This window comes from Methanoregula sp., assembly GCF_002835825.1.
Taxonomy (GTDB): domain Archaea; phylum Halobacteriota; class Methanomicrobia; order Methanomicrobiales; family Methanospirillaceae; genus Methanoregula.
Window position 1 is genome coordinate 1 of sequence record NZ_PIZH01000081.1, and the last position, 7,173, is coordinate 7,173.

Annotated in this window: 10 protein-coding genes; all 10 read left to right on the top strand. The window is 54.0% G+C overall.

Annotated elements, in window-relative coordinates:
- Nucleotides 1–166 precede the first annotated feature (166 nt).
- The gene (locus CW742_RS04515) at nt 167–1,402 is read left to right on the top strand and encodes an NAD(P)/FAD-dependent oxidoreductase (protein ID WP_292417073.1); all 1,236 of its coding nucleotides are present in this window, start codon (nt 167–169) and stop codon (nt 1,400–1,402) included.
- Entirely contained in the window at nt 1,389–2,105 is a 717-nt protein-coding gene (locus tag CW742_RS04520) for a dolichyl-phosphate beta-glucosyltransferase (RefSeq protein ID WP_292417078.1), read from the top strand. Before CW742_RS04515 ends, CW742_RS04520 begins: the two co-directional genes overlap by 14 nt.
- On the top strand, nt 2,089–3,063 hold the full coding sequence (locus CW742_RS04525) for a lysylphosphatidylglycerol synthase transmembrane domain-containing protein (RefSeq protein ID WP_292417082.1): 975 nt from the start codon (nt 2,089–2,091) through the stop codon (nt 3,061–3,063). Before CW742_RS04520 ends, CW742_RS04525 begins: the two co-directional genes overlap by 17 nt.
- Nucleotides 3,064–3,079: 16 nt before the next feature.
- The gene (locus CW742_RS04530) at nt 3,080–5,089 is read left to right on the top strand and encodes a DUF2298 domain-containing protein (protein ID WP_292417085.1); all 2,010 of its coding nucleotides are present in this window, start codon (nt 3,080–3,082) and stop codon (nt 5,087–5,089) included.
- A gap of 132 nt (nt 5,090–5,221) precedes the next feature.
- On the top strand, nt 5,222–5,590 hold the full coding sequence (gene rpl7ae, locus CW742_RS04535; protein ID WP_292417088.1) for a 50S ribosomal protein L7Ae: 369 nt from the start codon (nt 5,222–5,224) through the stop codon (nt 5,588–5,590).
- An 11-nt stretch (nt 5,591–5,601) separates the two neighbouring features.
- A complete protein-coding gene (locus CW742_RS04540) occupies nt 5,602–5,811 on the top strand; it encodes a 30S ribosomal protein S28e (protein WP_012106229.1) in 210 nt (69 codons plus the stop codon).
- A gap of 3 nt (nt 5,812–5,814) precedes the next feature.
- Entirely contained in the window at nt 5,815–6,006 is a 192-nt protein-coding gene (locus tag CW742_RS04545) for a 50S ribosomal protein L24e (RefSeq protein WP_292417092.1), read from the top strand.
- A gap of 8 nt (nt 6,007–6,014) precedes the next feature.
- Nucleotides 6,015–6,467: a nucleoside-diphosphate kinase gene (ndk, locus tag CW742_RS04550; protein ID WP_292417098.1), complete on the top strand. Its 453-nt coding sequence runs from the start codon at nt 6,015–6,017 to the stop codon at nt 6,465–6,467.
- Nucleotides 6,468–6,679: 212 nt separating this feature from the next.
- On the top strand, nt 6,680–6,880 hold the full coding sequence (locus CW742_RS04555; protein ID WP_292417095.1) for a hypothetical protein: 201 nt from the start codon (nt 6,680–6,682) through the stop codon (nt 6,878–6,880).
- A 12-nt stretch (nt 6,881–6,892) separates the two neighbouring features.
- The coding region (locus tag CW742_RS04560; protein WP_342764859.1) for a nitrilase-related carbon-nitrogen hydrolase at nt 6,893–7,173 on the top strand (281 nt) is incomplete at its 3' end.

Consider the following 7,173-nt stretch of genomic DNA (forward strand, 5'->3'; position numbering starts at 1 on the left):
GATAACTATTTTCTTTTAATTCTTTTAAGTCCTTTTGCTGATATGAACTTTTTATTTCGGCAGTTCAAAAACTTTGTTATGAGATTACGAGGTAATTGGAGGAAATCCGGCGTTTTATCCGGAGCCTTTTTCATTTCGCCCCCAAAAGTACTATAGATTGTCAGCCATGAAGATCGGCATTATCGGGGGAGGATTGACCGGCCTTGTCGCAGCTGATGCTCTGGCCGGGGATCACGAGGTTTATCTTTTCGAGAAACTGCCCTATCTCGGGGGATGCCTTTCGTCATACAACATGAACGATTACTGGATCGAGCGGTATTATCATCATTGCTTCGCTACCGATACTGCCTTGTTCTCACTTCTGGAACAGCTCAACCTTTCAAAGAGGCTGGAATGGATCACCGGGACAAGCGGATATTATGCACGGGGCAGGATTTTTCCGCTTAACACACCAGGGCAGATCCTCTCCTATCCTGAACTCTCCCTTATCGATAAGGCAAAACTTGCCTGGCTCACGGTAAAGGCAAAAAAGATCGATCTTACCGGACTTGACGCCATCCCTGCGGAACAGTACATCATCGAGAACCTGGGCACCTCTCTCTATTCGGCATTCTTCGAGCCCCTGCTGAAAAGCAAATTCGGCGACAGGAGGAACGAGGTCTCGGCCGCATGGCTCATCAGCCGTATCGCCATACGGTCGAACCGCGGCGTTTCCGGTGAGAAACTGGGCTACCTGAACGGGGGATTCCACCAGGTAATCTCGGCACTCGAATCATCCATAACCGCAAAAGGCGGACTGATCCAGAAGCAGGTTCCTGCTGCATCCCTCGAAAAACAGGGGAATCGATGGACGCTTAACGGCATTTCCTTCGATGCGATCGTCTCAACAATACCCCCTCATGAACTGGAACGGATGGGCGGGCCGGCTCTCACGCATATCCCCTACCAGGGTGCTGCCTGCATGACACTTGCCCTGGATCGCCAGGTAACAGAAGGTGTGTACTGGCTCAACATGAAAGACTCGGCACCATATGGTGCTGTCGTTTCGCACACAAATTTCATCCCAAAGGAACGCTACGGAGAGCACATCGTCTACCTTGCCTCTTATTTCTCCGGAACAGTCCCTTACCAGCTCGACGACCGGATGATCGCAGATTTCTGTAGGAGATTTGCTGTCCCCGAACGCGAGATCCACTGGCACCGGATGGCTGTCGACCCGTGGGCCGGGCCGGTCTATACGGTAGGGTACCGGAACCTCCTGCCGGCATACGAGCAGTCCGGGCTTTTCATGGCAGGAATGTTTTCCCGGACGAATTATCCCGAACGGAGCATGGAGGGATCGGTGCGGGCAGGTCTTGAGGTAGCAGAGTGTATCAGGAGAAGGATCCATGGCACCACCTGAAGTCACCGCAATCATCCCGGTCTACAACGACCGGGAATCCCTTGAGAGAGCACTCCAGATATCTGTCACGATTCTTTCCCAATGTTCCCCGTCATTTGAGATCATTGTCGCAGAGGACGGGAGCACAGATGGGAGTGCAGCGATCGTTGAAGATTTCAGCAGGGCAGACTCACGAGTCCGTCTCCTCCACAGCGACGCGAGGCAGGGCAGGGGCCGGGCTCTCACCCGTGCGATACAGGAAGCGCAGGGATCGATTGTCTGTTATTTTGATGTCGATCTTGCAACGGATATGCAGCACCTCCCGGAACTGATCGGGTCGATCCGGGAAGGATATGACATGGCAACAGGTTCGCGGCTCATGCCCGACAGTGACATTGTCCGGACTGAGGGCCGGGAAATTGCAAGTCGTTCCTATAATTTTCTCGTGCGGTTGTTCTTGTCAAGCACGCTCTTCGACCACCAGTGCGGGTTCAAGGCATTCAACCGGGAACGCATCCTGGCCATCATCCCGAAGGTCCGTGACACCCACTGGTTCTGGGACACGGAGCTCCTTGTGAGGGGCCAGCGGAAGGGTTTCCGCGTAAAGGAATTTGCAGTTCGCTGGCGGGCAGGAAAAGGGACAACCGTAAAGGCTAAGGATATCTTTTCGATGGGCAGGGCAATCCTCCGGTTGTGGTGGCAGATCCATGTATCGAAAAATTAGCGCTATTGTCATCCCGACACTGTTTGCCATAGGCATCATCGGGTACATGCTGTATAGTGTGTGGGATGACCTGCTCGTTGCACTCCGGCACATCATACCGGAGTTCCTCCTCATCGGAATAGCGATCTGCCTTGCTGCATGGGTCCTTCGCGGGTGGAGGTACCGGAAAATCCTTGCCGGCCTGAACTACACCGTGAAGATGACCGTATCGATGGCATGTATCTTTGTCAGCCAGACGGTCAACCTTGTCGTGCCTGCACGGCTCGGTGACTTTGTCCGCGTCTTCATCTTAAAACACGAGTACAACACGACTTATTCTGAAGGCGTCTCATCAATTGTCGTGGAACGGATCTTTGATATTTTCACTGTTGCCCTGCTTGGTGCCATTTCGATCTTCTTTGTCATCAATGCACCGTCATGGTTCCTGACACTCATCATCGTCCCGCTTGTTGCCGGGTTGGCATTCTTCGCGTTCCTGGTCGTTGTTGGCAGGTTCTCTTTACCCACCAAGTACATAGCCCTCATCCTCCACATGCTCCACAAGATCAAACGGGCTTCGCTCACCCCCCGGTCCATCGTGTTGCTCGGATCCTCATCCATTCTCATCTGGCTCCTCGACATCCTCGTCTGTTATGCAGTTGTCATGATGTTTGAACAGCAGATCCCCTTTGCTGTTGTCGTGCTTGCGGTCGTCATCGGGAACCTGGTAAAAGCAGTCCCGCTTACACCCGGGGGGATGGGGACGTACGAACTCTCCCTTGCCCTTACATTCGGGCTTTCCGGCGTGAGCCCGGCTGTTGCAACCCTGATTGCGGTCATCGATCATCTGATCAAGAATCTTGTGACCCTGATTGGGGGGATAATTTCGATTTACTATCTCGGAGACTGGGTCATTCCCAGTATCAAAGAAGCGATCAACACAAAGTTCAACGGGGGTAAGAAATCTGACGGCACCTGAACAGCAGATCATTGCCGTGCTCAGCTGGCTTGCGGTCCTTACATTCCTGCAGCTCTCACTATATCCGTCCCTGAAAAAGACCTTTGGCCGCTTCGCGTTTCCTGTTGCATTCCCGGCTTCGCTTCTTGCCTTTACCATCCTTTCCTGGTATTGCGGGCTTGCGCGGATCCCCATCTATGCGGCTCTCATCCCCTTCATCGTTCTTGCAGCATGGCACCTTTACCAGAGGAACTACAAGATCCCTGACCTGAAAGAACAGTGGCGCTGGGAAGCCCTCTTCCTGGTTACCTTCCTCATCATGCTGGATGTCCGGTTCGTGAACCCGACAATCTCCTATGCCGAGAAGTTCATGGACCACGGCTTCCTTGCATCAGTGATCCTGAACCCGGTTGTCCCCCCGCTCGATCCCTGGTTTGCCGGGGGCACTCTCAATGTCTATTACTATCTCGGGTACTGGATGCTCGGCTGCCTTGCCATAGTGAGCGGAGTCCCTTCAAACATTGCATTCAACCTGTCGCTTCCAACCATCTTCGCACTCTCCGCGATCAGCCTGTATGCCATCGGCACACTGCTGCTCGATCGTTTCCGCTGGCTCCCGCTTATTGTCCTCATCCTCCCCAACCCGGCTCTCATCTACCAGCTCATCACCGGATCAGCGGTGAATCCGGCCTACGATGCCTCGCTCTCATGGCTGGGAACGCGGACCATCACCAACACCATTAACGAGTATCCCCTCTTCTCCTTTGTCTGGGGCGATGTCCACGCTCACGTTGTCTCGATCTTCAACCAGCTTTTCCTCATCCTGCTCCTCCTTTTTGTCTACCGGAACTGGGAGTCTCTGGACAATAGACAAAAAGCCATTGTAACGATCCTGGTTTCCCTCAGCCTTGGTTCGATGCCGCTCTTCAATACCTGGGATGTTCTCATCTATGCACCCCTTGTGCTCATTGTCGCATTTCTCCTCATCGGGAGGAACCGGGCATCACCAGGAAGAGACACCTGGGCATTCCTCTTAACCGTGCCGCCCCTTTCTATTCTCTGTTACCTTCCCTTCTATCTCCAGCTGCAGACACAGACCGGGGCAATCGCATTTGTCAGGACACCCTCGGACCCGGTTGAGTTCCTCTGGGTGAATGGCATCTTCATCGCCATCTTTATCGCGCTGCTTGTCCCGGAGTTCCGGAAACGGCCATGGCTCCTCATTGCATGCCTGCCCTTTGCCCTTGCCGGGTACATCGCTGCAGCGATTGCGATCATCCCCCTTGTTTATCTCATTGCCAAAGCCGATCGCGATTTTCCCGATCTTCTTGCGGCGTTCGGTCTGGCCATTCTTGTGATCTGCGAACTGGTGTACATGAAGGATAACATGGGGGAGACCTTCTTTCGCATGAACACGGTCTTCAAATGTTATCTCCCGGCATGGCTGATGCTCGGTACCGCTGCACTGGTCATGGTCGGACAGTGGCTTGCACGGTGGGGGCGCATTCCGGTTTTTTCTGCCCGGCTCACGACAGCAGCAACCCTCGGGATCGTTCTTCTGCTCCTTGCTGTCCCGTTCATGGTATCCTACAATTCCGGATACGGTACCAACACTCTTGACGGACTTGAGTATCTCTCCGCTTCGCACCCGGGAGATGCAGGGGCGGTTGCTTACCTCCGTACGCTTCCCCCGGGCGAGATCCTTGTCGAGTCAGAAGGCGGGGACTATTCGTATTACTCCCGGGTGTCCTCGTTCACGGGGATTCCTGCGATCATCGGCCAGCCATTCCATGAATACATGTGGAGGGGGGATAAAAGCGGCTGGTTCTCTGAACGAAAAACCGACATCCGGGAGATCTATGAACGGCCCGAACTGACCGTTCCGCTCATGAGAAAATACAACGCCACCCTGCTCTATGTCGGGGATCCTGAATATGAACGATACGAGGTCTCCCTTCCAGAAACCGGATTGACAAAGGTCTATTCAGAAGGAACAACGACAATATATCGGATTTCTGCCTCATCCACAGGTATACATTCAGGATAACAGGCAGCCACGAGTAAACTTTTCCCGTCGGGGCACAAACCTTTATTTCCGTTCCTGTCGAACTGATATGGCTACATCATTGCTTACTGATGAGTAATGAAGGAGCATAAGAACTCCTGAATGAGGTGAGTTATGGCAAAAGGCTACGTTAAAACCCAAGCTCCAGAAGAGCTCCAGAACAAGGCGCTCGAAGCCCTTGAAGTCGCACGGGACACCGGAAAGATCAAGAAGGGATCCAATGAGGCAACCAAAGCCATCGAGCGCGGCATTGCAGCACTCGTGGTTATTGGCGCCGATGTTGAGCCCGAAGAGATCGTGATGCACCTCGGGCCGCTCTGCGAAGAGAAGAAAGTCCCCTATATCTTCATCAACAAGCAGAACGATATTGGCGCTGCAAGCGGCCTCGATGTCGGTTCCGCAGCAGCAGCAGTCGTCAAGCCCGGCAAGGCAAAAGAGTCGATCGACGAACTTGCAAAGCAGCTTGACGCGCTGAAGGCGTGAGGTTCTCAACCATGGCAGACGATGCAACGCCGGCAGAAGTTATCGAGGTCGTTGGCTCAACCGGCATGCACGGTGAGGCAATGCAGGTCAAGTGCCGTATCCTCGACGGCAACAACAAGGGACGGATCATCACCCGCAACACCGTGGGCCCGATCCGTGAAGGAGACGTCATTATGCTCCTTGAGACCGAGCGCGAAGCAAAGAAACTCTCGAGGCGGTAAACGATGGTTGAACAGCATGTCTGCAGTTTCTGCGGCAGCCAGCTCGAGCCCGGCACCGGAAAGATGTTTGTGAAGAAGGACGGGACTATCCTCTACTTCTGCAGCACAAAGTGCCAGAACAACCACAAGCTCGGCCGCGTTCCGCGCCGTGTCCAGTGGACAAACGCCGGCAGGAAAGCACTCGGCAAGGAGTGATCCCCATGCTGGATCGCACCTTTGTGATGGTCAAGCCCGACGGGGTCCAGCGCGGCCTCGTGGGCGAGATCGTCTCCCGGCTCGAGGCAAAAGGCCTCAAGCTCGTGGCAGCCCGCTTTGAAAAGTTACCGGAGCAGCGGGTGACAGAGCACTACAAGGAACATGTCTCAAAACCCTTCTTCCCTTCGATGAAGGAATATATCATGAGCGGACCGGTATTCCTCATGGTCTGGGAGGGAAAGAATGTGGCAGCGATCGTAAGAAAAGTGGTTGGTTCCACAAACCCGCAGGAAGCTGCGCCGGGTACCATCCGCGGCGACTTCGGTATCGACATCGGCAGGAATGTAATCCACGCCGCTGATTCGCCGGAGAGTGCAGCACGCGAGATCGGGATCCATTTCAAAACCACTGAAGTGTTCGATTACAAGCGGATCGATGAATCCGTATTGTACGAATACTGATCCTTTTTTGGCCCCAATTATTGGGGACCTGGCTTTGCAGGACAACGGCAGGGTCCGCGCCTTGTGAATGTCAATCCAGAATAAGGATACATGGTCTGATAAGACCGCGATAACCAGCCGGGATTCTATCTGACCCTTCATTTTCACCCGCGTACCACAGGTTATATGATGCCTGCTTCAGATTATATCATGAAACAAACGGGGAAGAGAAAATGAGTGACTGGGATATTGCATCGGTCGGGCATGTGCTGATTGGCAGCAGCATCACGGTTGCCGGGATTATCATAGCCGCACTGCTCATCGGTATGAATATCCCGATGGCACCATTCCTGCTCCTGACAACCACCATGCTCATTGTTATGAGCGCTATTCTCATCATTTACAAGGTCCCCCGGAGTCCCCCACCCATCTGAGCGAGGCACTGCATGGATGATCACCAACCGGTCCGGATATGCAGCGCCCAGATAGCCGGCACCTGGGACAATCACACGGCAACACTGGAAAAGGCCCGACCGCTCGTTTGCCATGCAGCGGCCTCCGGTGCCCGCCTGATCTGTTTTCCCGAGCAGGTTGCAACCGGCTGGGACCCCGGTTCTACAAACCATACTGAAGAGCTGAACGGCACAATCGTACCGGCCTTGCGCGAAATGGCATACGCGAGCACGAACGCGGATCTTGGGACCCTCCGGCCTCACAGTGAAGCACG